Here is a 23,587-nt window from a genome sequence, read left to right on the forward strand (position 1 = left end):
CGCAGCCTGAGACGGCTCCTGCTTTGACGACTATCAAGTAAGAGCTGTCGAAAGGCTGCGAATTTTCTGCGTCAGGCCAGACTGGCAAAATGTTGACTGTCGACTTTGCTCACCGGCATGAACCCCGTTGTTTTCTTGAAGTTCATGGTGTGCACAAAGTTCTTCATCGAGTCTGAGGGGTCGATGCTTTGCATGTTGAGTTTGAACAGCGTGTCGCGAGAAATAGCGACACTGAGGATAGGTTGATCCTCCAGATGGCCAGTTGCGGAGTTAAGAAGTGAGTCAACGGCAGTCACGATCACCATGCGCTCTGGAAGGATACTGAGCAACTCTTGGCCTACTCGCAGAACGCAGCTACACACATAGTCCTGCAGCAGCTCGTTGAACTTGCTGATCGGCATCTTTTTAACGGAGAGTTTCCCACTCTGCAGCAGTGACTTGATCTCCTGGGGAATCACTTTCTCACCGTGAACCGAAAGCGTGCATTCAAATATGCCGGTTTCTCCAACCGAGAAAGTGATGGAGGTGCCGAGATGTGAGATATCTGTGAAAGGGTTCACTTGCATGACGGCATCAATCTTGGATTGGCCGTTACCGGCGAGCACTCCCGTCGCAAGATCGTAGTCTTCCTGCCATTCGCGATGCTGCGCTTCCCACTCTTTCAATTCTTCAGCCAGTTTCTGCGTGTCTTTGGCCACTGCTGCGGGAATGGCTTCCTCAAGCTTTCTGCGCTTTCTGGCTTCCAGTTTCAAAGTGCGAACAATGAAGCCCGGTTTGTAGCTGGAATGTTTCTCTCTGGCATGGATTTCATGCGTATTGAGCTCTACGGGTTTGATCGGTGCCGGTTGGCTAACGAACTCACCCCAGTTGATCTGTTCACCACAGTCCTTGTGCACTGAAAGCAACAGTTCAATGTGGTTTTCGTAGACTTCAACTTCATGCGCAGCCTGCTCGCGAGCCTCCATTTTCGCGAACTCTTTCTGTCGTACTTCCAGTTCACGCTGGCGTCGTTTCGAATTTCGTTCGGCTCTTCGCGCTGACGCTTGCATCGAGCGTAGGGTTCCCTTCCAAGTCATCGCTGAGTTCCTCTCTTTTTTATTGAATTCTTGTTTTTTCGAGCGCCGAAGATCGACCTTTTGAAGGACATTATCGGTCGCATCTGGCGGTGTCCATAGGCCACAGAAATCTCGTGTAAATAGGCTGTTTAGCCGTGTGTAGCGTTTGTCGAAGTGTCCTACCGAAAGTTAGGGATAATCTGTCTTGAGCTCCAACAAGCCCACCGATAACCTCTGTTTGTCGCTGCCAATTCAGCGACCGGGACTGCAAGCCCGCCGATAATTTGTTAGGCACTGACCGGTGCACCTATAATCGCGTCGCTCTTTTGGCGACCAACGATTTTATGGTGGCTGTGTGCGGGAGACCCTCGGGTCTGCCGAGGTTGCCTAACGACTCGGTCTTGCAGACCCGCGCACAGCTGCCACCCATCATCTGCAAGTGATGCTGGCGGCTCCAACTTTCGTTAGGTGATTTGCCATGATCAAAGTAATTCCCAACGCTCCAAAAAACGCCGGCTCGTCATTCAGCCGTGAGTCGCTCGTAAAACCCCAAACCTTCATCCGCCATCACATCCAGCTGCAAGCCGCTCTGGTACATGGCGAAGCCTGGTTCTGCGCCCGAGGTATTGGTCGTCTGATGGGGTTGGAAATCAATGACCGACAGGTGCTCAAGCTTGATTCGGATCAGCGACGTACGATTTGCCTCTCGGGACCTGATGGCACTCAGGAAACCCTGATGCTCAGCGAGTCAGGTGTCTATGCAATGCTGGTTTATCACTACTCTCCGGAAAACCGCCATCTACGCCGTTGGCTGACTCATGAGGTAGTGCCGTTACTGCACGAGGATGTGTTGTCTTCTTTCAGTCCGCGCCCACATCTGCAGTTGATGCTATGTGCGGGGCAGACCTTGAAGCTGTTGCATTGGCGCAATGAGCCGTGGATTCGCTTGCGGGACATGCCAAGCCTCTTGAGCCAAGAAGGCTACAGCTACGGCTGATGACCCTCGCGATGAACGTTCCCACGCAAAGCGTGGGAACGAGCGGGACGGGAAGGTTACTTTCCGTTGCCTTCGATGTGGCCGAGCGGCACCCGCTTCTCTATCGCGCTCGACAACACGATCGACGTCTTGCTGAACCCGAATTTTGCCACCCGGTTGATCAGCTCTTCCAGCTCGGTCATCGAACCCACCGCGGCCTTCATGATCACGCATGGATCGCCCGTCACTCGAAAGCACTCGGTCAGTTGTGGAATTTTCACCAGTTCGTCGTAGACCTTTTGGCTGCCGTTCTGGTGGAGGCGCAATTCGATCACACACTGGATCGGCAAGCCGATTTTCGACAGGTCGATGTTCGCCTGATACCCGGTGATGACTCCGGCCGCCTCCAGTTTGGCCACGCGCTCGGCGACGGCGGGGGCGGAGAGGTTCACTTTGCGGGCGAGGTCGGCGTAGGACGCGCGACCGTTTTCGAGCAGGGCGCTGAGCAGCATGCGGTCGTATTTGTCCAAGGTTGGACTCCTGAAAATGCCAGACTTTCGAAATCGCGGTTCAGGCCGTCGATCTCCGTGTTTTCGAAAGTGTACCGGCGCTATAAACAGGTTTTGTAACTTATTTTTAGCGGTTGGCCTTTCTAGAATAATCAATCCCCTGAGTCTGACTTTCGAGCTGCCCATGTCTGCCTTGCGCCGTTTTTCCTTGCCCTTGATCGCAGCGTTTTTTGCGTTGTACGTGATTTGGGGATCGACCTATCTGGTGATCCGCATCGGCGTCGAATACTGGCCACCGCTGATGCTTGGCGGCGTGCGCTTCGTGATTGCCGGCACCCTGATGTACGCCTTCCTGCGCTGGCGTGGGGCACCGGCGCCGACCTGGGCGCAGTGGAAAGCGGCGGGGATCATCGGGATTCTGTTGCTCAGTTTCGGCAACGGCGCGGTGACTTTGGCCGAGCACAGCGGCGTGGCGTCGGGTGTTGCCGCGCTGGCGGTGGCGACGGTGCCGCTGTTCACTTTGCTCTGCGGCTATTTCTGGGGCGCGCGCAATACCCGTCTGGAGTGGGCCGGGGTGGCGATGGGGATTATCGGCATCGCCATGCTCAACATGGGCTCCAACCTGCAATCGAGTCCGCTGGGCGCGGCGCTGCTGATTTTCGCGGCGGCGAGTTGGGCGTTCGGCTCGGTGTGGAGCAAACACCTGCCGCTGCCTCAAGGCGCAATGGCCAGTGCCGTGGAAATGCTGGTGGGCGGCGTGGTGCTGTTGATCGGCAGCGCGGCCAGCGGTGAACACCTGCAGGCCATGCCGCCGCTGGAAGGCTGGCTGGCGCTGGCGTACCTGATCTTCTTCGGCTCGATCATCGCCTTCAACGCTTACATGTACCTGTTGAAAAACGTTCGCCCGGCGGCGGCCACCAGTTATGCCTATGTGAACCCGGCGGTGGCGGTGTTGCTGGGGATCGTGTTTGTCGGCGAGACCATCGGGATCGAAGAGGCGCTGGCGATGCTGGTGATCATCGGTGCGGTGGTGCTGATCGGTCTGCCGCAGTGGCGGCGTCCGGCGCGGTCGCCGGTGGTCAGCGAGCCGGCTGCCGCAGCGAAGGTCATAGCGACGGAGCAACGTGCGAATTAGGGTAAACTGCGCGCCATCGCACACTTGCTCTGATTTTTCCTACGGTACTCCCATGACTTTCGCCACCCTTGGCCTGATCGAACCCTTGCTGCGCTCCCTTGAGAAGCTCGGCTACCAGACCCCGACGCCGGTGCAGGCGCAAGCCATTCCGGCCGTGCTGGCCGGTCGCGACCTGATGGCTGCGGCCCAGACCGGCACCGGCAAGACCGCCGGTTTCGCCTTGCCGCTGCTGCAACTGCTGGCGATGGAAGGGCCGAAAGTCACCGCGAACTCGGTGCGTGCGCTGATTCTGGTGCCGACCCGCGAGCTGGCCGAACAAGTCCACGAAGCCGTGCGCCAGTACGCCGAAAACCTGCCGCTGCGCACTTACGCGGTGTACGGCGGCGTCAGCATCAACCCGCAGATGATGAAACTGCGCGGTGGCGTCGATCTGCTGGTCGCGACCCCGGGCCGTCTGCTCGACCTGTTCCGTCAGAACGCGCTGAAGTTCAACCAGTTGCAAACCCTGGTGCTGGACGAAGCCGACCGTATGCTCGACCTGGGCTTTTCCGAGGAGCTGGCGAACATTTACCGCGCGCTGCCGAAGAAACGTCAGACGCTGCTGTTCTCCGCGACCTTCTCCGATGACATCCGCCTGCTGGCCGGGCAGATGCTCAACGATCCCCAGAGCATCGAAGTCAGCCCGCGCAACGTGGCCGCCAACACCGTCAAGCAGTGGGTGGTGACGGTGGACAAGAAGCGCAAGCCGGAACTGTTCGTGCACTTGATGCGCAAGAACAAGTGGAAGCAGGTGCTGGTATTCGCCAAGACCCGTAATGGTGTGGACGCACTGGTCGAAAAACTTCAGGGCCTGGGCGTGAACGCTGACGGTATCCACGGCGACAAGCCGCAAGCGACCCGGCAGCGCGCGCTGGATCGTTTCAAACTGAGCGAAGTGCAGATTCTGGTGGCCACTGATGTTGCTGCCCGTGGTCTGGATATCGAAGACCTGCCGCTGGTGGTCAACTTTGATCTGCCGATCGTGGCCGAGGATTACATTCACCGTATCGGCCGGACTGGCCGCGCGGGTTCGACCGGTGAGGCAATCTCGCTGGTGTGTGCCGATGAAGTGAACATGTTGTCGGCGATTGAAATGCTGACTCGCAGCACGTTGAAGCGCGAGGTTGAGCCGGACTTCGTGCCCGAGCACCGCGTGCCGGACACTGATGCCAGTGGTCAGGTGATCAAGAAGCCGAAGAAACCGAAAAAGCCGAAAGCTTCCGGTGGTGGCGGTGGCAAGCGCAATCTGGGCAAGTGGGTGGACAGCGGCGAGACTCAGGCGCCGGAGCCTTCGATCAAGCCTGTGCGCAAAGTGCCGGTGTTTAATACCGGGCCGCGCAAGCGTAAGCCTTAAACGTCAGACAGGGTCGTTCCCGCGCAATGCGGGAACGATCAGTTACGCTGTTTCAACCAGTCCAGCATTCCAGCTCCGGCCGCCCGGCCACTGGCAAAACACGCCGTCAGCAAATACCCCCCAGTCGGCGCTTCCCAATCCAGCATTTCCCCCGCGCAAAACACCCCCGGCAACGCCTTGAGCATCAAGCGCTCATCCATCGCCTCAAACGTCACGCCACCGGCACTGCTGATCGCTTCATCCAGTGGTCGGGTTTTCACCAGCGTCAGCGGCAAGGCCTTGATCGCCCTGGCCAACAACGCCGGATCAGCAAACGTCGCAGCATTAGTGAGTTCTCGCAGAAGCGCCGCTTTCACCCCATCAATCCCGACCTGACTGTGCAAATGCTTGGCCATCGAGCGCGAACCCCGTGGTTTGCTCAACGCCGCCTGCAATTTATCCACAGGCCGGCCGGGCAGCAGGTCGATGTGAATGGTCGCGGCACCGTGCACATTGATCGCCTCACGAATCGGCGCTGACAGCGCATAAATCAGACTGCCCTCGATGCCGGTCGCGGTAATCACGCATTCACCCAGACGCGGAACATCGTCGTTCAAACCGATGGCGATATTTTTCAGCGGCGCGCCGGCGAATTTGCTGACCATCACTTCGCTCCAGGCCTGCACCTCAAAGCCGCAATTGCTCGGCTGCAAGGGCGCCAGTCCTACGCCGCGTTGCTCCAGCGGCAGCATCCACGCGCCGTCGGAACCCAGCCGCGACCAGCTGCCGCCGCCGAGGGCCAGCAGGGTGGCGTCGGGATTCAGGGTTTTCTCGCCTTCCGGGCTGTCGATGCGCAGCGCGCCGTTTTCATCCCAGCCGAGCCAGCGGTGGCGGGTGTGGATAACCACGCCGCTGTCGCGCAGGCGCTTGAGCCAGGCGCGCAGCAACGGCGCGGCTTTCATGTCGGTGGGGAACACGCGGCCGGAGCTGCCGATGAAGGTTTCGATGCCCAGTTCGTGAATCCAGCGGCACAGAGCATCGGCGTTGAACGCGCGCAACAGCGGGGCGATGTTCGGGGCGCGTTCGGCGTAGCGCGAGAGGAAGGCCGGGTAGGCTTCGGAGTGAGTGATGTTCATGCCGCCGACCCCGGCCAGCAGGAACTTGCGGCCTACCGAGGGCATGCCGTCGTACAGATCGACGCGGACTCCGGCCTGGCTCAGCACTTCGGCGGCCATCAGGCCGGCGGGGCCACCGCCGATGATGGCGACGTGAGCGGGAAGGGCGGCGGAAGTCTGGGTCATGGCAGCGGCAATAGCGTGGCGGAATAAGCCGCGCATTCTAGCAGCAGCGAGCATCGTCAGGCCTGATCAAAAAACAACCAGCGCGCTGCAGGCCATGTTCAGCGTGGGCTGTAGTCCCTTTCGCTCAGGTTATCCACAGGCCGTTCCACAGCCATTGTGGGTAACGCAGCACAACTCAATGACAACCCGATGACTGCCAGACGCGCTGCGCACTGTGATGCAGGATGCCGTGGCGGCGGGCGAGGGCGTGGCGATCCTTGCTGTAACCGCCGCCGATCACCCCGACCACCGGGATGTCGCGGCCCAGGCAGTGGCGCATCACGCTTTCATCGCGGGCGGCAACGCCTTCATCGGTCAGTTGCAGATAACCGAGGGCGTCGTCCTTGTGCACGTCGACGCCGGCGTCGTACAGCACCAGATCCGGCTGATACAGCGGCAGCAGATAGTTGAGCGCGTCATCGACAACCTTCAAGTAGTCGGCGTCGCCCATGCCGTTGGGCAGCGGAATGTCCCAGTCGCTTTCGGCTTTGCGTGCAGGAAAGTTCTTTTCGCAGTGCAGGGAAACGGTGATCGCTTCCGGGGTGTTGTGCAGAATCCGTGCAGTGCCGTCGCCCTGATGCACGTCGCAGTCGAAGATCAGCACCCGGTTCACCCGGCCGCTTTGCAGCAGGTAGTGGCTGATGATCGCCAGGTCATTGAAGATGCAGAACCCGGCGGGGTAATCGTAGTGGGCGTGATGGGTGCCACCGGCGAGGTGACAGGCCAGGCCATGTTCCAGGGCTTTCTCTGCCGCGAGAATCGATCCGCCGACCGCCCGCACCGTGCGCCGGGCCAGGGCTTCATTCCACGGCAGACCGAGGCGCCGCTGGTCTTCGCGGGACAACTCGCCGCTCATGTAGCGTTCGATATAACCGCGGTCATGGGCCAGGGCGAGAATGTCGGCAGGACACAATTCAGGGCGCAGCAGGTCTTCATCGCGGGTCAGGCCGCTGTCCACCAGGTGATCGCGCAGCAGGCGGAACTTGTCCATGGGGAAGCGGTGATCCGCCGGAAATTCCGGGCTGTAGTCTTCGTGGTAGATCAGCGGCAACGGCATGGTGGACTATTCATAAAGGCTGCAGGAAAGAGTGCAAAGCCTAACAGCGATGTAGACTGACGGCATCAAGCGGAGGGGCGGGATGGAACCGATACTGGAGCTGGAAAGCGCAAGGCTGCTGATGCGCCAATGGCAGGACGGGGATTTGCCGGCGTTCGCGGCCATGTGCGCCGACCCGCAGGTGATGCGCTACTTCCCCGCGCCCTTGAGCCGGCTGGAAAGCGCCGCGCTGATCGGCCGGGTGCGTGGGCATTTTGCCGAACACGGTTACGGCCTGTGGGCGCTGGAGCGCAAGGACAGCGGCGAGTTCATCGGTTTTACCGGGCTCGGCGTGGTCGGTTTCGATGCGCCGTTCACCCCGGCGGTGGAAATCGGCTGGCGCCTGGCCAAAGAGCATTGGGGCCTCGGTTATGCCAGCGAAGCGGCCTGGACCGCTCTGCGTTGCGGCTTTGACCGGGTAGCGCTGAATGAAGTGGTGTCGTTCACCAGCGAAACCAATCTGCCGTCGCAGAAAGTCATGCAGGCGATCGGCATGCACCACGCCCCGCAGGATGATTTCGACCACCCGCGTCTCGTGGACGGTCACCCGTTACAGCGACATGTGTTGTACCGCATCACGAGGGAGCAGTGGCTGGAAACCTTGCATGGATAAGCAGGCGCGGACGTTTACAATGGCCGGCACCCTGGGGGGCGCCGGCCAGAACCTGAATCCCCCGCCGCAGCCAAGACTGCGCGGCATAGCTTTGTGTGAGGAGAGTCTGAATGAGCCAAGTGTTGGAAGATCTGGTGGATCTGCTGACCCTCGAACCGATCGAGGAAAACCTGTTCCGTGGTCGCAGCCAGGATCTGGGCTTTCGCCAGTTGTTCGGCGGCCAGGTGCTCGGCCAGTCGCTGTCGGCGGCCAGTCAGACCGTTGAAGAAGCGCGCCATGTGCATTCGATGCACGGTTATTTCCTGCGTCCGGGCGATGCCAAGTTGCCGGTGGTCTACTCGGTTGACCGCGTGCGTGACGGCGGCAGTTTCAGCACCCGCCGCGTGACCGCGATCCAGAAGGGCCACCCGATTTTCACCTGCAGCGCTTCGTTCCAGTACGACGAAGAAGGCTTCGAACACCAGAGCCAGATGCCGCAAGTGGTCGGCCCGGAAAACCTGCCGTCGGAGCTGGAGTTGACCCAGCAACGCGCGCACCTGATCCCGGAACACATGCGCGAAAAGCTGCTGTGCCCGAAGCCGATCGAAGTGCGCCCGGTCACTGAAAAAGACCCGTACAACCCGCAACCGGCGGATCCGGTCAAGTACGTGTGGTTCCGTGCCGACGGCGCGTTGGCCGACATCCCGGCGCTGCACAAATACCTGCTGGCCTACGCCTCGGACTTCGGCCTGCTGACCACCTCGATGCTGCCGCACGGCAAATCGGTCTGGCAGAAAGACATGCAGGTCGCCAGCCTCGACCACGCGTTGTGGTTCCACAACGACCTGCGCGCCGATGACTGGTTGCTCTACGCCATGGACAGTCCGTGGGCCGGCAATTCCCGCGGGTTCTCCCGTGGCAGTGTGTTCAACCGTGCCGGGCAACTGGTGGCGTCGGTGACCCAGGAAGGCCTGATCCGTCATCGCAAGGACTGGGCATGAGTCTGGCGGATGTGCGGCACTGGGTGTTCGACATGGACGGCACCCTGACCGTCGCCGTGCACGACTTCGCGGCAATCCGCGTGGCGCTGTCGATCCCGCCGGAGGACGACATCCTCACTCACCTCGCGGCATTGCCCGCCGAGGAAGCAGCGGCGAAACATGCGTGGCTGCTGGAACATGAGCGCGATCTGGCGCTCGGCTCGACCCCGGCGGTCGGCGCGGTGGAGCTGGTGCGCGACCTGCACGCCCGGGGTTATCGCCTGGGCATCCTGACCCGCAATGCGCGGGAACTGGCCCATGTGACGCTGGAGGCCATCGGCCTGGCCGACTGTTTTGCGGTGGAGGATGTGCTGGGTCGCGATGAAGCACCGCCGAAACCGCATCCGGGCGGTTTGCTGAAACTGGCCGAAGCCTGGCAAGTGCCGGTGAGCGAGATGGTGATGGTCGGAGATTACCGCTTCGACCTCGACTGCGGTCGGGCAGCGGGCACCCACACGGTGCTGGTGAACCTGCCGGATAATCCGTGGCCGGAGTTGACCGACTGGCATGCGAAGGATTGTGTGGAGTTGCGGCGAATGTTGTTCGCCTGAAAAAAAACGGGGGCTTGGGCCCCCGTTTTTTATTGCTCGAATATCGCTTTCTGGCCTTCCGGCGAGGTCAGCATGCCGTCGCCGTTATGCCCGACGCCGGGCACTTCGATCAGGCGCTGATTGACCCCTTCAGGGTGACGACGCAGCAAGTAACCGAAAAACAGCTTCCCGCGCTCCAGGCGATAAGCCCCCTGGGCTTTGGCGGCGCAGCTCTTGTCCAGCGCCGGGTGTTGCGGGTCGGTGTCCTGCTGGCCCAGCAGATAAATCACCTCGCGTTTGACGTAACGGCCTTCAAGCTGCGCGGGCGTTTGCCCACCCGAGTAGATCGGCGGATCTACCAGGCCGTACTTCCAGCGGTTGAAACCGGGGCACTTCGCATGATCGAAGGCCACCGGGCGTTGCTCATTGAAGTAGGCGTAGGACGACGGGTTGGCCACCACATAGCGCAAACGAATGCCTTCGGTCTTGAGCGCCGGCTGTTCCTGGGCCAGCAGCGCATAACGCTGCACCACCTGGGCACCGCCGGAGTGACCGAAGATCACGATCTGCTTCACGTCCGGAAACTGCTTGCGATCGCTCAGCCTTCCGACGATTTCGTCCAGTGCGGCGTAGGAACTCAGCGGATTCGGCCCTGTGGATAACCCGCCGCCCATCCAGTCGTTGCCTTGCCAGCGCAGCACGCTGGCGGGTAACGAGTAGAGCGACACATCGCTTTCGTTGAGAAACTGCGGGGCGATCACCAGGGTGTTGGCGGTTTGCCCGGCCAGTTCCGCCGCGACTTCGCCGCTTTTGCGATAGGTCTCGGCGTTGCGCAGACGGCCATGAATGACGATCAGCACGCGCTCGATTTTCGCCGGCGCCGGGCCGATGCCCACCGCCATTTCGCCGGCCTGCAATTGCAGGCGCCCGGGACTGATTGCGTCGACGCCGGCCGCTTGGGCGGTGCCGCCGATAAACAGAAAAGCCAACAGCCATTTATGCATTTACAGGTTTTTCGCCGCAAAGGTATCGCACTGGCCGACCTGGCCCTGGGCGAATCCGGTTTTGAACCAGCGCACCCTTTGCGCCGACGTACCGTGAGTAAACGAGTCCGGCACCACACGGCCCTGACCCTGTTGTTGCAGGCGATCATCACCGATGGCGTTCGCCGCGTTCAAGGCTTCTTCGATGTCGCCCGGTTCCAGCCAGTTCAGACGCTTCTGCGCGTTGTAGGCCCAGACCCCGGCCAGACAATCGGCTTGCAGTTCCTGACGCACCAGCAGACCGCCGTCACCTTCCATCTGCCGGCCTTGCTGGCGGGCTGTCTGAATTTTCGCCGAGACGCCGAGCAGCGTCTGAACGTGGTGTCCGACTTCGTGAGCGATCACGTAGGCCTGGGCGAAGTCGCCGGCGGCCTTGAAGCGCTGGGACATTTCCTGGAAGAACGCCATGTCCAGATAGACCTTCTGGTCCGCCGGGCAATAGAACGGGCCGGTGGCCGAGGTCGCCAGACCGCAGGCGGAATTGACCCGGTTGCTGAACAGCACCAGGGTCGGATCCTTATATTGCCGGCCGGCCTGCTGGAAGATCGCGCCCCAGGTGTCTTCGGTGTCGCCGAGGATCGAGCGCACGAATTCGGCCTGTTCATCGTTGGCCGGCGGTGCCTGACGGGTTTGCGAAGTGGGGGCCGATTGTTCGGTCATCTGCCCCGTGAGCTGGCCGAGGATCTGCAGCGGGTCCTGCCCCGTGATCCAGCCGATACCGACGATCAGCAGGATCGCCCCGATGCTCAGGCCCTTGCCGCCGCCGAAACGCATGCCGCCACCACCACCCGTGTCATCGCCACGGGCATCGACGACGTTGTCACTGCGTCGGCCTTTTTTCCATAGCATGTGGGAATCCTCTGTCTGATCGTGGTGATGAGTGTTGCTGGTGTGTGAGTGTGGCGCCAGTCCGGTCGTCCGTCTATTCGCACACACGCACAAAGGCCCGGCCTCGGGGTGACGAGGTCGGGCCTGTTATTGACGAGCGCGAGCGCCGGGAATTCAATTCGCCGGCGGTTTTCTTTCGCCGGGTCGGGTGTCAGCGGTCGAAGGCATCCCACACCGGCGCGAAGTCCGGGCTCACCTGACGTTCGCGCTTGGACAACGCAGCGATCAAAGCACGGTCGTCATCATCCAGTTCGACATTCAGCGAGGCCAGGTTGGCCAGTTGATTGGTCTTGCTGCTGGCCTTGGGAATCGCCGCCACGTTGTCCTGATCCAGCAGCCACTTCAGCGCCACTTGAGTCGGCAGCACGCCGTGTTTTTCGGCGATCTGCTGAATCTGTGGAATCTCCGAGACCTTGTTACGCGCCAGTGGCGTGTAGGCCGTGAGCGCCAGATCGTGTTGACGGGCGTAGTCGAGCAGGGCGTTTTGTCCGAGCAGGACGTGGTACTCGACCTGAATGGCTGACAGAGGAATGCCGTATTCCTCGACGACTTTGCGCAGCAGCGGCAGCGGAAAATTCGCTACGCCGATGTTGCGAGCCAGCCCCTGTTCCTTGAACGACGCGAGGGTTTCAAGGGTGCGGGGCAAGTCCCAGTCGGTGGTCGGCCAATGAATCATGAACAGGTCGACGTACTCGCTGCGCAGTGCCTTGAGGCTGCGATCCAGCGAGTGACGCATGGCATCCGGTTGCAACTGGTCCCACCAGACCTTGGTGGTGACGTGGATCTGCTCGCGGGGTGTCGGCGTATTCGCCAGGGCTTGTCCGACTGCGTCTTCGTTGTTGTAGGCCGCTGCCGTGTCGATATGGCGGTAACCCAGTTCCAGGGCTTGCTCCACGGCGCGGGTGCATTCGTCGCCGAGCATCGGCCAGGTGCCGAGGCCGAGTTTGGGCAGGTTCAGTCCTTGTCTGTTAACGATGTGCTGCATGGTCGATCTCCTGTTCGAAAGCCGTGACGCCCGCCATGTGTCGGGCTGCGATGTAACCGAAAGTCAGCGCCGGGCCGAGATTGATCCCACCCGCCGGATAATGCCCGCCCATGATGCTGGCCATGTCGCCGCCCGCCGCGTAGAGCCCGGCGATGGGCCGGTCTTCGGCGTCGAGCACTTGCGCATGCGGGTTGACCTTGAGCCCAGCGAAGGTGCCGAAACAGCCCGGCTGCACCTTCACCGCGTAGAACGGGCCTTGTTCGATGGGCGCCACGCACGGATTGGGCTGTTGCGCCGGATCGCCCTGTTTGCGGTTGTACGGGGTCGAACCGCGACCGAACAGCGGGTCTTCGCCGTGCCGGGCATGGTGGTTGTAGTCATGGAGAGTGGCGCGTAATCCGTTCGGATCGATGCCGCATGCAGTGGCCAATTCCTCAAGGGTATTACCGGTTTTCAGATAGCCGCTGCGGATAAAACCTGACACCGGCACCGGAAACGGCCGAGACATGCCGAGCCCGTAACGACGCTGGAACGCGCGGGTGCAGATCAGCCAGGACGCAACCTCTTCGCCTTCGGGAGCCGCAGCGACCATGGCGCTGACATAGTCGTAATAGCCGTTGGCTTCGTTGACGAAGCGCTGACCGTTGCGCAGCACGCCGATGACGCCCGGTTTGCCGCGTTCGATGATGTGTGGGAAATGGCCGATGCTGCCGTCGGAATGTGGCACCTGCGAGACCGGTGCCCACGCCACGGGCGAGGCCACATCGGTGTTGACCCGGCCCCCAGCGGTTTCGCCCAGTCGCAGGCCGTCGCCATTGACTGCCAGCGGAGGCAGCGCCCAATGTTCATGACCGGTGGGCGTACGAGGGAACAACGCTTTGCGCCGCTCGATGTCGTTGGCAAATCCGCCAGCGGCGAGCACCACGGCTTTGCGCGCGTGGACAGTGATCGGGCCTTTTGTGGTGTTCACGCGAGCGCCGGTGATGCGTGAATCGTCGCGCAGCAGTTCCGTAACTGGCGCCGATTCCCACAGCAGTACGCCGAGGTCTTCGGCGGACTTGGCCAGCCGCGCCACCAACGCCACGCCGTTGACCAGTTGCATCGCCCGGCCATGCAGCGCCAGGTCCAGCAGGTGGCGAGTGAAACGCCGGGTCACGTGCCAGGCCGCCGACAACGAGCGAGTCAGATTGAGAAACGCCGACAGGTCCGCGCCGGCCATGATCGGCATGCCCATGAACGATGTTTCGCGCATCGTTGTACGAAGACGCTTGAGCAGGCGCCCGACCTTTCGCCCGTCATAGGGCGCGGCAATCACCGAGCGTCCGCCGGTGCCCGCGCCCGGTGTTTCACCGTGGATGTCGGCGATGGCGTTGCCGTCGGCGAATTGCAGGGCGGTGTGTTGTTCGAAGAACGCCACCATGCGCGGGCCGGCCTCAAGGAAGGCGTCGATCATGGCCGGGTCGTAATGCTCGCCGAGTTCGTGGCGCAGATAGGTGCGCGGCAGTTCCACGTCTTCCACGATCCCGGCGCGCCGGGCCAGCGGATTGCATGGCACCCAAGCCCAGCCGCCGGACCATGCGGTGGCGCCGCCGAACACCGGATCCTTTTCCACCACGATGACCTTCAAGCCATGCCAGGCGGCGGTGACGGCGGCCGACAAACCGGCGGCGCCGGAGCCGACCACCAGAACGTCGCAGTCGATATCGGGAAGGGCAGGCATCAGTAAGGGCTCCAGCAATCAATTGTTTTTAGAATCATGTTCCAGAAAATAACCAGTGCGGGCGAAGCAGATCAACCGACCGACGCGCAAAGTGGGCGGTTATCGGACGTCGGGTTCCAGATTTCGCATTCCGCGGGATGTCTTCTAGAATCGGCGAAATTTCACCGAGAGCGCACCATGGCCGGCAGTCAAATCGAACGGGTTTTCAGCGTGCTGGAAAGCCTCACCAGTGATCCGCGCGGGCTGCCGATGCAGACCCTGGCCGAACAGCTGGACATTCCGAAGAGCGCGACGCACCGCCTGCTCGCCGAGCTGATCCGCCTGGGTTACGTGCGGCAGAACCCGGAGACGTTGCGCTATCACCTGTCGACCAAACTGGTTGCGATGGGCTTCCAGTACCTGTCGAGCAGCGGGACCGACATTGTGCAGCCAGTGCTCGATCGCCTGGCCCAGGAAACCGGTGAACTGGTGCGTCTGGGGGTGATCGACGGCGAGCGCCAGACCTGGATCGCCAAGGCCCAGGGCGCGCGCACCGGCCTGCGTTACGACCCGGACATGGGCCGCGATGCGCCGCTGTTCTATACCGCGTCGGGCCATGCTTGGCTGGCGTGCATGAGCGACGCCGAGGCGTTGTCGCTGGTCGAACGCCAGGGCGCGGAGGTGCCGGCGGATATCGGACCCAACGCACCGCGCTCCAATATTGAACTGCTCGAACGCCTGCGTGTGGCCCGGGAACAGGGCTATGCCTGTGTGGAAGAAAGCTCGGCGGTCGGCACTTCGGCGATTGCTGCCGTGGTGAAACATCCCGCCGATGGCCGGGTGATCGGCGTGCTCAGCATCGCCGGGCCAAGCGCACGGATGCCGGCGGCGCGATTGCATGAACTGGCGCCGCTGTTGCTGACGTTTACCGAGGAATTGTCGGCGGCCAGCCTGGCCTCGGAGTTGTTCGTTTAAGCAAAGCTGTGCGCTGTTCGCCCACTTTTCAGTCGGGTGGGTGTGAGAATCTGGAACCGGGTTCTAAATTGTTGATGGAGTGAATTTTCCCACAACAATCACAAGAGGATCGCACCTTGAACCCGCCCCTTCGAATCGCCCTGATCGGCGCCGGTAACATGGGCCAGCAACATTACCGGCACCTGAGAAATCTCACTGAGGCCACGTTATGCGCCGTGGCTGATCCCGGCCCTCGGGCACCGGCCTTGGCGGCGGAGTGGGGTGTGGCGTATTTCGCCGATCACCGTCAGATGCTGGAGCAGAACCGGCCAGACGCAGTGATCGTCGCCAATCCGAATAATCAGCACGTCAGCACTGCGCTGGATTGCCTGGCCGCTGGTGTTCCGGTGTTGCTGGAAAAACCGGTAGGCGTAAACCTGGATGAAGCGCGGGAACTGGTGGCAGCGGTGAAGCGCAGCGGCGTGCCGGTGCTGGTCGGCCATCATCGGCGGCACAATCCGTTGATCGTGCGGGCCCATGAACTGGTCAAGGGCGGAGCATTGGGGCGGCTGACGCTGGTGACTGCGTTGTTCCAGTTGCGCAAACCCGACCACTATTTTGAAACCGCGTGGCGGCGCGAAGCCGGTGCCGGAATGCTGCTGACCAATCTGATCCACGACCTCGATCTGTTGCGTCACCTGTGCGGCGAAGTGCGATCGGTGCAGGCGATCACCGACCGTTCGGTGCGCGGTTTTGCCAATGAAGACAGCGCGGCGATCCTGCTGCAGTTCGACGGCGGAGCGCTCGGCAGCCTGACCGGTTCCGATGCGGTGGCGGCGCCGTGGAGCTGGGAGTTGAACTCCGGGGAGAACCCGGTCTATCCGCGTCAGGCCGATCAGCCTTGTTACTTGCTGGCGGGAACAGCCGGGGCCTTGAGCATTCCGCAACTCAAGCGCTGGCATTACAGCGCCGATCAGGTGGACGCCGGTTGGCACGAGCCGTTGCTGTCGGTTGATGAACCGTTCAACCCTGACGAAGCGCTGCGATTGCAGTTGCAGCATTTCGTGCGTGTCGCACGGCGGGAAGTCGAACCGCTGGTGAGTGCCGCCGATGCCGCCCGCACGCTGGCGCTGGTCGAGGCCATCCGTGAAGCAGCGGCCAGCGGTCGCGCCACCGAACCTGCGCAGATCGAGGCCTGAACATGAGCGAGCGAATTCTGTCCCTGGCCAGCCTGACCGTGCTGGAGTTGTCGCCACCCGAGATGGTCGAAGTCGCGGCCCGTGCCGGTTACAGCCATGTCGGCCTGCGCCTGGAGCCGGCGACGCCCGAGGAATATCACTTCCCGTTGGTAGCCGATGGCGATTTGCGGCGTCAGACACTGGCGCGTTTGCGTGACACCGGCATCGGCGTGCTCGACGTGGAAATCCTTCGATTGAAGCCGCAGACAGTGGTCGCGGATTTCGAGCAACTGCTCAGCGTCGGCGCAGAGTTCGGTGCCAGTGAATTGCTGGTCGCCGGTAACGATCCCGACGAACAGCGGCTCACCGATAATTTTGCGGCACTCTGCGATCTGGCGGCGCCCTATGGTTTGCACCCGCATCTGGAGTTCATGCCGTGGACCGATGCGCGCAATCTCGAGCAGGCGTTGCGCATCGTCGACAACGCCGGGCGCGAAAACGGCGCGGTGCTGGTGGATGCGTTTCACTTCGACCGTTCCGGATCGCGGCTGGAAGATCTGGCCGGTGTGCCGCCCTCACGGCTGCGCTATGCACAGTTGTGCGATGTAGCTGGGCCGAGGCCGACGGACATGGCCGAGATCTTGCGTCAGGCCCGCAATGAACGACGGTTTCCCGGCGAGGGCGATTGTGACTTGATCGGCTTGTTGCGCAGTCTTCCGGCTAACCTTCCCCTGAGTCTGGAAATTCCCACGGTCAAATTGCTGGAGCAAGGCGTGAGTGGGTTACAGCGGGCGCATATGGCGATCGACCGGACACGGGAATTGTTGGCCCGGCTTTAAGTCTGCTTCAAGGGGCGAGGGCGCCTGCGTCCTCGTCACCGTTTATTTTTCATTCAGAGAGAGCCAATGACCGTCAGCACTCCGCTTTCCGGCGTCAACCAACCCTTCAAAGGGATCTTGCTGATTGTCGTGGCAACCTTCCTGTTCTCCAGCCACGACGCGCTGTCGAAATACCTTTCGGGTTTTTATCCGATCGTCATGGTGGTGTGGGCGCGGTATCTGGTGCACACGCTGTTGATGGCGGGGATTTTCCTGCCGCAGTCCGGGCTGCGCGTGCTGCGCACCAAACGTCCGTTGTGGCAGTTGGCGCGGGCGTTGTGTCTGCTGGGCACCAGCCTGTTTTTCACCACGGCGTTGCTGTACATCCCGCTGGCCGAGGCCACGGCGGTCAACTTTCTTGCGCCGGTGCTGGTGACGGCGCTGTCGGTGCCGTTGCTCAAGGAACGGGTGACGCGCGGTCAATGGATCGCGGTTGTGTGCGGGTTTATCGGTGTGCTGATCATCGTCCATCCGGGCGGTGACTTGTTCACCCCGGCGATTCTCTTGCCGTTCTGCTCGGCGCTGTTTTTCTGCTTCTATCAGTTGCTCACCCGCAAGCTCGCGGAAATCGACAGCCCGACCACCAGCAACTTTTTCGCCGGGTTGTGCAACACGCTGGTGATGAGTGCGCTGGTGCCGTTCTTCTGGCAGGTGCCGAGCCTGGGGCACGCGTTGTTGATGCTGGCGCTGGGCAGTTGCGGAATGACCGCGCACCTGTTTCTGACCCAGGCATTCCGCCATGCCGCACCGGCGTTGCTGGCGCCGTTCGGTTATTGCCAGATCGTGTTTGCGGGGTTGTTGGGCTGGTTGCTGTTTGCTCACACGCCGACCCTGATGACGGTGATCGGGATCGCGGTGATCTGTTGCAGCGGGCTGGCGGCAGCGTGGCAGCAGAGCCGGCGCTGAAAAACACTGTGGGAGTGAGCTTGCTCACAAGGCGGTGTGTCATTCAATGTCAGTGCTGAATGTCAGTCCGCATTCGCGAGCAAGCTCGCTCCCACAAGGAAGGGCAGGTTACTCAGTGACGGTAGGAATCTTGCGCGGTGCCATGAAGTACATCCAGGTCAGGGCGATGAAGTACATCGCCGGGATCAGGGTGAACAGCACGGTGTAGTTGTTGTTGGTGACGGTCAGGATGTGGCCGACGATCTGGGTCATGAACATCCCGCCGATCGCCGCGCACATGCCGCCGAAACCGAACACCGTACTCATCATGTGCTTGGGCGTGTAGTCCATCACCAGGCTCCAGATGTTCGCCGTCCAGGCCTGATGCGCGCCAATGGCCAGGGAAATGGCGGCGACTGCGATCCACAGGTTGGCGGAACCGGCGGCCATCACCACGCCGATGATGCAGCAGGCGAACAGGAACATCGACAGCAGCCGTGCTTTGATCGAGTTCATGCCGCGACCGATCAGGAACGAAGACAGAATCCCGCCGCCCACGCTGCCGAAGTCGGCGGTGACGTAGATGATGATCAGCGGAATGCCCATCTGGGTGACGTTGATGCCCAGGTTGTATTGCTGATTGAGAAACGGCGGCAGCCAGTACAGGTAGAACCAGAACACCGGCGCGGTCAGCGAGTAGGCGAGGGCGAAGGCCCAGGTGCCGCGCATGCGCAGGATTTTCGAGAACGGCACGCGGGCCTGTTCCGGTTCGACTTCTTTCTGGATGTATTCCAGCTCCGACTGTTTCACGCTCGGGTGATCTTCCGGGTTGAAATACTTCAGGCCCCAGAACAGCAGCCAGATCCCGCCCAGCGCCGACATGCACAGGAACGCAGCCTGCCAGCCCCACACGTGAAGGATCAGCGGCAGCAGCATCGGGGTGAACATCGCGCCGACGTTGGTGCCGGCGTTGAAGATGCCGGTGGCCACGGCACGCTCGCCGGCCGGGAACCACAGGCGCGTGGTCTTCACGCAGGCCGGATAGTTGGCCGCTTCGGTCAGGCCGAGAATGAACCGGCAGACCATGAAGCCCACCGCCGAGGTCGCCAGGCCGTGGGCGCCGGTGGCCAGGCTCCAGAGCAGCACCGCGCAGAAGAACACGCGTTTGACGCCGACCCGGTCGATCAGCCGTCCTTGCAGCACGAAGCCGATCGCGTAGCCGACCTGAAACCAGAAGTTGATGTTGGCGTAGTCCATCGCCGTCCAGCTCATTTCCTTGGCGAGGATCGGCTGCATGACGCCGAGGGCGGCGCGGTCGATGTAGTTCAGGGTGGTGGCGAAAAACACCAGCGCCAGCATGCCCCAACGGGTCTTGCCGACGGCCATGGCGCCGCGGATCTTGTCGCCGATGCCACCCGTGGCAGTGCTCATGGCCGGAGCCATGCGGGAAGTCTGTGAAGGAATCATGTGTTCCACCCGTTTTTGGATTTGTTATTTGGTGTGCTTTTTTTGTGCACGCTGCGACCGGTGGTTCAGTTCCGGACTCAAGGTGAGATGGATGTTGGGCAGTGGACGAAAAATCGTCAATTCGCCAAACCGGCATTGTGTTCGATAATCGCACGCAAAACTAACCGGGTAGTACACTTTAAATTGCTCAATGATAAACCGGGACCAATAATTCGCTCACCCTATAAAAGCGGCGCAATTTTCGTAGCCGACGTCTCCACCGGGAGTTGAAACATGCAGCGATCCATTGCCACCGTCTCCTTGAGCGGAACCCTGCCGGAAAAACTCGAAGCCATTGCCGCCGCCGGGTTCGACGGAGTGGAGATTTTCGAGAACGATCTTCTGTATTACGACGGCAGCCCCCGGGAAATCCGGCAGATGTGCGCCGACCTCGGAATCGCCATCACGCTGTTCCAGCCGTTCCGCGATTTCGAAGGCTGCCGCCGCGATCGCCTGGAGCGCAATCTGGAGCGGGCCGAGCGCAAGTTTGACCTGATGCAGGAACTGGGCACCGACCTGGTGCTGGTCTGCAGCAACGCTTCCCCCGACAGTATCGGCGAGCAACAGATCCTCATCGACGACCTGCGCCTGCTGGCCGAACACGCTGGCGCCCGTGGCTTGCGCATCGGTTATGAAGCGCTGGCCTGGGGTCGTCACGTCAATACTTATCAACAGGTCTGGGACATTGTGCGTCAGGCCGATCACCCGGCCCTCGGCGTGTTGCTCGACAGCTTCCATACCTTGTCGCTGAAGGGCGATCCACGGGCGATTGCCGAAATTCCCGGCGACAAGATTTTCTTCGTGCAGATGGCCGACGCGCCGATCCTTGCGATGGATGTGCTGGAGTGGAGCCGGCATTTCCGCTGCTTCCCGGGGCAGGGCGAATTCGATCTGCCGGGTTTCCTCGCACCGATCATCCAGAGCGGCTACACCGGGCCGCTGTCGCTGGAGATCTTCAACGACGGCTTCCGCGCCGCGCCACCTCGGGCCAATGCGGCCGACGGTCTGCGTTCGCTGCTGTACCTGGAGGAGAAAACCCGCCAGCGTCTGGAGCAGGAAATCCGCCCTGTGGATAACCGCGACATCCTCTTCGAAACGCCGAAGGCCAGCGAATACAACGGCATCGAGTTTCTTGAGTTCGCCGTGGATGAAAGCCTCGGCGCCAAGCTGTCGAACTGGCTGGAACGGCTGGGTTTCGTCAAGGCCGGCCAGCATCGCTCCAAGAGCGTCAGCCTGTTGCGCCAGGGCGATATCAACCTGATCCTCAACTCCGAACCCTATTCGTTCGGCCACAGCTTTTTCGAGGCGCACGGCCCGTCGCTGTGCGCCACCGCCGTGCGGGTCAAGGACAGCGCCAACGCGCTGGCCCGGGCCGTCGCCTATAAAGGTCAGCCGTATCGCGGACTGGTCGGCCCCAACGAGCTGGAGCTGGCGGCGGTGCGTGCCCCGGACGGCAGCCTGATTTATCTGGTGGATCAGGAGGCGGATGTCTACGGCACCGACTTCAATCTGCTGCCGGATGCAGTGGCGCGGGGCGGCCTCAAGCGCATCGATCACATGGCCATGGCGCTGCCGGCGGACAGCCTCGACAGCTGGGTGCTGTTCTACAAGAGCCTGCTGGACTTCGAGGCCGATGACGAAGTGGTGCTGCCAGATCCTTACGGTCTGGTGAAGAGCCGCGCGTTGCGTAGCCGCGACAGCTCGATCCGTCTGCCGCTGAACATTTCCGAGAACCGCAACACCGCGATCTCACACGCGCTGTCGAGTTATCGCGGCTCCGGGGTGCATCACATCGCCTTCGATTGCGACGACATCTTCGCCGAAGTCAGCCGGGCTAAAGAGGCGGGCGTGCCGCTGCTGGATATCCCGCTCAATTACTACGACGACCTGGCGGCACGCTTCGATTTCGATGACGAGTTCCTCAGCGAACTGGCGTACTACAACGTGCTGTACGACCGCGACGCGCAGGGCGGCGAGTTGTTCCACGTTTACACCGAGCCATTCGAAGGGCGTTTCTTCTTCGAGATCATCCAGCGCAAGAACGGTTACGCCGGTTATGGCGCGGCCAACGTCGCGGTGCGGCTGGCGGCGATGGCCAAATCACGCAGTGGCGCGGTTCGTCAGGCCAAGTTGTAGGAAATTCGTAAACGCGGGATTAAACACGGGTCGCGCGGCTTCCTTCACTGGGGCGCGCGGCCCATAATCGCCAGCCTGTGCAGTGATGGCCGTGAGCCCGCAATGACGATGACTTCAGAACTTTCCGCAGCCCCCGTTCTACCCGCGGTAGAGCCGCGCAAAAGTCGCAAGAACAACCCGGAAAAGACCCGCGAGAATATCCTGCAGGAGGCGATCGTCGAGTTCGTCCAGCAGGGCCTGTCCGGTGCTCGCGTGGACGCGATCGCCGAGCGTATTCACACCTCCAAGCGCATGATCTATTACTACTTCGGCAGCAAGGAGCAGTTGTACGTCGAGGTGCTGGAGAAGCTCTACGGCGATATCCGCAGCACCGAAAACCGCCTGCACCTGGCCGAATTGCCGCCGGTGGAAGCGATCCGGCGTCTGGTGGAATTCACCTTCGATCATCACGATCGCAACGTCGATTTCGTGCGGATCGTCAGCATCGAAAACATCCACAACGCCGAGTACGTGAAGCGTTCCGATGCGATCAAGGCGATGAACAACACCATCCTCGATTCACTGGGCGAGATTCTGCGTCGCGGTGCTGAAGAAGGCGTGTTCCGCGCCGGGCTCGACGCGCTGGACGTGCATCTGTTGATCAGTTCGTTCTGCTTCTATCGCGTGTCGAACCGCCACACGTTCGGTGAGATCTTTCAGATCGACCTGCCGGACGAAAGCATCAAGCAGCGTCATCGCGAGATGATTTGCGAGTCGGTGCTGCGCTACTTGCAGGCGTGACCGAAGTCGAGGGGGCGTTGCCCCCTCACGGTTTTATCCATTCATGCTTTGAAAATGCGCGAGCATCCGCTGCGCATCCGGCACCCTGCCGCTGAACAGCTCAAACGCCTTCACTGCCTGAAACACCGCCATGTTGCCGCCATCCAGCGTTCGGCAACCCAGGGCGCGGGCGTTGCGCAGCAGTTCGGTTTCCAGCGGGAAATACACGATCTCCGCCACCCACAACTCAGGCCGCAGCAATTCCGTCGGCACGGGCATGCCTGGCAATTTGGCCATGCCCATCGGCGTGGTGTTTACCAGACCATTCGCCTGACTCAGTGTGCTCGCCAGATCATGCCCGGCAATCGCCCGGCCAGCGCCGAAATGCTGGTTGAGATTGTTGGCCAGGCTTTCGGCGCGCTCCACGTCCACATCAAAAATGCTCAGTTGCTGTACGCCTTCGCTCAACAAGGCGTGGGCCACTGCCGCGCCTGCGCCACCGGCGCCCATCTGGACTACACGTTCGCGTGCGACGTCTGGCAGGCCGCGACGAAAACCCTCTGCGAAACCCAGGCAATCGGTGTTGTGTCCGATGCGTTTGCCGTCCTTCAGCACCACCGTGTTCACGGCGCCGATGCCTCGGGCTTCCGGAGACAATTCATCGAGCAGCGGGATGATCGCCTGCTTGCACGGGAAGGTGATGTTCAGCCCGGTGTAATTCATGCGTTCGGCGGCCAGCAGCAGGTCGGGCAGGGCGTTGCTGTCCAGTTGCAGTTGATCGAGATCGATCAAGCGGTACAGGTAACGCAGGCCCTGTTCGTCACCTTCGTGTTCATGCAGCGCCGGGGTGCGGGAGGCCTGGATGCCGGCGCCGATCAGCCCGGCGAGTATCACGTTGTTGCGGTTCATACGGATCACCCCTTCAGCCGCTGGCTGAAATGTTCCAGGGCCAGGCGATAGCGATCGGAAGAGCACACGTCTGAACTCCAGTCACCGATGTATCTCGTATGCCGTCTTCTGCTTGAAAAAAA

General features: G+C 61.4%; 22 protein-coding genes. 12 read left to right on the plus strand and 10 right to left on the minus strand.

All coding sequences use genetic code 11. The features are described from left to right. Nucleotides 1-71 precede the first annotated feature (71 nt). Nucleotides 72-1,076: a hypothetical protein gene (locus PMI24_RS24465; RefSeq protein WP_007958734.1), complete on the minus strand. Its 1,005-nt coding sequence runs from the start codon at nt 1,074-1,076 to the stop codon at nt 72-74. Nucleotides 1,077-1,533: 457 nt separating this feature from the next. Here PMI24_RS24465 and PMI24_RS24470 point away from each other — a divergent pair, with 457 nt between their 5' ends. Then, complete coding sequence (locus PMI24_RS24470; RefSeq protein WP_007958735.1) at nt 1,534-2,052, plus strand: BRO-N domain-containing protein; 519 nt, start codon at nt 1,534-1,536, stop codon at nt 2,050-2,052. Nucleotides 2,053-2,108: 56 nt separating this feature from the next. On the opposite strand, the gene PMI24_RS24475 is transcribed toward PMI24_RS24470, so the two are convergent. Continuing rightward, nucleotides 2,109-2,561 carry an Lrp/AsnC family transcriptional regulator gene (locus PMI24_RS24475; RefSeq protein ID WP_007958738.1) on the minus strand — a complete coding sequence of 151 codons (453 nt, stop codon included), beginning with the start codon at nt 2,559-2,561 and terminating at the stop codon, nt 2,109-2,111. Between the two features lie 163 nt (nt 2,562-2,724). On the opposite strand from PMI24_RS24475, the gene yedA reads away from it, so the two are divergent. Further along, complete coding sequence (yedA, locus tag PMI24_RS24480; RefSeq protein WP_007958740.1) at nt 2,725-3,675, plus strand: drug/metabolite exporter YedA; 951 nt, start codon at nt 2,725-2,727, stop codon at nt 3,673-3,675. A 52-nt stretch (nt 3,676-3,727) separates the two neighbouring features. After that, the gene (locus tag PMI24_RS24485) at nt 3,728-5,068 is read left to right on the plus strand and encodes a DEAD/DEAH box helicase (RefSeq protein WP_007958742.1); all 1,341 of its coding nucleotides are present in this window, start codon (nt 3,728-3,730) and stop codon (nt 5,066-5,068) included. A 38-nt stretch (nt 5,069-5,106) separates the two neighbouring features. Here PMI24_RS24485 and PMI24_RS24490 read toward each other — a convergent pair whose 3' ends face one another. Further along, the gene (locus tag PMI24_RS24490; protein WP_045121879.1) at nt 5,107-6,348 is read right to left on the minus strand and encodes a TIGR03862 family flavoprotein; all 1,242 of its coding nucleotides are present in this window, start codon (nt 6,346-6,348) and stop codon (nt 5,107-5,109) included. Nucleotides 6,349-6,523: 175 nt separating this feature from the next. Further along, complete coding sequence (locus PMI24_RS24495; protein ID WP_007958746.1) at nt 6,524-7,444, minus strand: histone deacetylase family protein; 921 nt, start codon at nt 7,442-7,444, stop codon at nt 6,524-6,526. Between the two features lie 82 nt (nt 7,445-7,526). Between PMI24_RS24495 and PMI24_RS24500 the strand changes: the two genes are divergently transcribed. The 3 genes from PMI24_RS24500 to PMI24_RS24510 all read left to right on the plus strand — a co-directional run bounded on the left by PMI24_RS24500 (nt 7,527) and on the right by PMI24_RS24510 (nt 9,666). Then, entirely contained in the window at nt 7,527-8,096 is a 570-nt protein-coding gene (locus PMI24_RS24500) for a GNAT family N-acetyltransferase (protein ID WP_007958748.1), read from the plus strand. Between the two features lie 110 nt (nt 8,097-8,206). Next, the gene (gene tesB / locus PMI24_RS24505) at nt 8,207-9,076 is read left to right on the plus strand and encodes an acyl-CoA thioesterase II (RefSeq protein WP_007958750.1); all 870 of its coding nucleotides are present in this window, start codon (nt 8,207-8,209) and stop codon (nt 9,074-9,076) included. Then, nucleotides 9,073-9,666 (plus strand): HAD family hydrolase, encoded by a 594-nt coding sequence (locus PMI24_RS24510; protein WP_007958753.1) that lies wholly within the window; start codon nt 9,073-9,075, stop codon nt 9,664-9,666. Before tesB ends, PMI24_RS24510 begins: the two co-directional genes overlap by 4 nt. A gap of 29 nt (nt 9,667-9,695) precedes the next feature. Here the strand turns inward: PMI24_RS24510 and PMI24_RS24515 are convergent, their stop codons facing one another. From PMI24_RS24515 to PMI24_RS24530, 4 genes are all read right to left on the minus strand, one after another. Beyond that, the gene (locus tag PMI24_RS24515; protein ID WP_007958755.1) at nt 9,696-10,649 is read right to left on the minus strand and encodes an alpha/beta fold hydrolase; all 954 of its coding nucleotides are present in this window, start codon (nt 10,647-10,649) and stop codon (nt 9,696-9,698) included. Next, a complete protein-coding gene (gene ypfJ, locus PMI24_RS24520) occupies nt 10,650-11,537 on the minus strand; it encodes a KPN_02809 family neutral zinc metallopeptidase (RefSeq protein ID WP_007958757.1) in 888 nt (295 codons plus the stop codon). A gap of 190 nt (nt 11,538-11,727) precedes the next feature. Next, the gene (locus PMI24_RS24525) at nt 11,728-12,561 is read right to left on the minus strand and encodes an aldo/keto reductase (RefSeq protein WP_007958759.1); all 834 of its coding nucleotides are present in this window, start codon (nt 12,559-12,561) and stop codon (nt 11,728-11,730) included. Beyond that, on the minus strand, nt 12,545-14,281 hold the full coding sequence (locus tag PMI24_RS24530; RefSeq protein ID WP_007958761.1) for an FAD-dependent oxidoreductase: 1,737 nt from the start codon (nt 14,279-14,281) through the stop codon (nt 12,545-12,547). The genes PMI24_RS24525 and PMI24_RS24530 overlap by 17 nt, the downstream gene beginning before the upstream one ends. A gap of 177 nt (nt 14,282-14,458) precedes the next feature. Here PMI24_RS24530 and PMI24_RS24535 point away from each other — a divergent pair, with 177 nt between their 5' ends. The 4 genes from PMI24_RS24535 (at nt 14,459) to PMI24_RS24550 (ending at nt 18,176) form a co-directional block, all read left to right on the plus strand. After that, nucleotides 14,459-15,235: an IclR family transcriptional regulator gene (locus tag PMI24_RS24535; RefSeq protein ID WP_007958770.1), complete on the plus strand. Its 777-nt coding sequence runs from the start codon at nt 14,459-14,461 to the stop codon at nt 15,233-15,235. Between the two features lie 116 nt (nt 15,236-15,351). Then, the gene (locus PMI24_RS24540) at nt 15,352-16,413 is read left to right on the plus strand and encodes a Gfo/Idh/MocA family protein (RefSeq protein WP_007958781.1); all 1,062 of its coding nucleotides are present in this window, start codon (nt 15,352-15,354) and stop codon (nt 16,411-16,413) included. 2 nt (nt 16,414-16,415) lie between these two features. Further along, nucleotides 16,416-17,231, plus strand: a complete 816-nt coding sequence (locus tag PMI24_RS24545; RefSeq protein WP_007958783.1) for a sugar phosphate isomerase/epimerase family protein — start codon at nt 16,416-16,418, stop codon at nt 17,229-17,231. Nucleotides 17,232-17,297: 66 nt separating this feature from the next. Beyond that, a complete protein-coding gene (locus tag PMI24_RS24550; protein WP_007958785.1) occupies nt 17,298-18,176 on the plus strand; it encodes a DMT family transporter in 879 nt (292 codons plus the stop codon). 108 nt (nt 18,177-18,284) lie between these two features. Here the strand turns inward: PMI24_RS24550 and PMI24_RS24555 are convergent, their stop codons facing one another. After that, the gene (locus tag PMI24_RS24555; protein ID WP_007958787.1) at nt 18,285-19,622 is read right to left on the minus strand and encodes an MFS transporter; all 1,338 of its coding nucleotides are present in this window, start codon (nt 19,620-19,622) and stop codon (nt 18,285-18,287) included. Between the two features lie 273 nt (nt 19,623-19,895). Between PMI24_RS24555 and quiC the strand changes: the two genes are divergently transcribed. Next, on the plus strand, nt 19,896-21,797 hold the full coding sequence (gene quiC / locus PMI24_RS24560; RefSeq protein ID WP_007958789.1) for a 3-dehydroshikimate dehydratase QuiC: 1,902 nt from the start codon (nt 19,896-19,898) through the stop codon (nt 21,795-21,797). A gap of 102 nt (nt 21,798-21,899) precedes the next feature. Next, nucleotides 21,900-22,577, plus strand: a complete 678-nt coding sequence (locus PMI24_RS24565) for a TetR/AcrR family transcriptional regulator (RefSeq protein WP_007958797.1) — start codon at nt 21,900-21,902, stop codon at nt 22,575-22,577. 33 nt (nt 22,578-22,610) lie between these two features. Here the strand turns inward: PMI24_RS24565 and PMI24_RS24570 are convergent, their stop codons facing one another. Beyond that, nucleotides 22,611-23,465, minus strand: a complete 855-nt coding sequence (locus PMI24_RS24570; protein WP_007958799.1) for a shikimate dehydrogenase — start codon at nt 23,463-23,465, stop codon at nt 22,611-22,613. Nucleotides 23,466-23,587: the final 122 nt, after the last annotated feature.

This window comes from Pseudomonas sp. GM25 (genome assembly GCF_000282255.1).
Taxonomy (GTDB): Bacteria; Pseudomonadota; Gammaproteobacteria; order Pseudomonadales; family Pseudomonadaceae; genus Aquipseudomonas; species Aquipseudomonas aphyarum.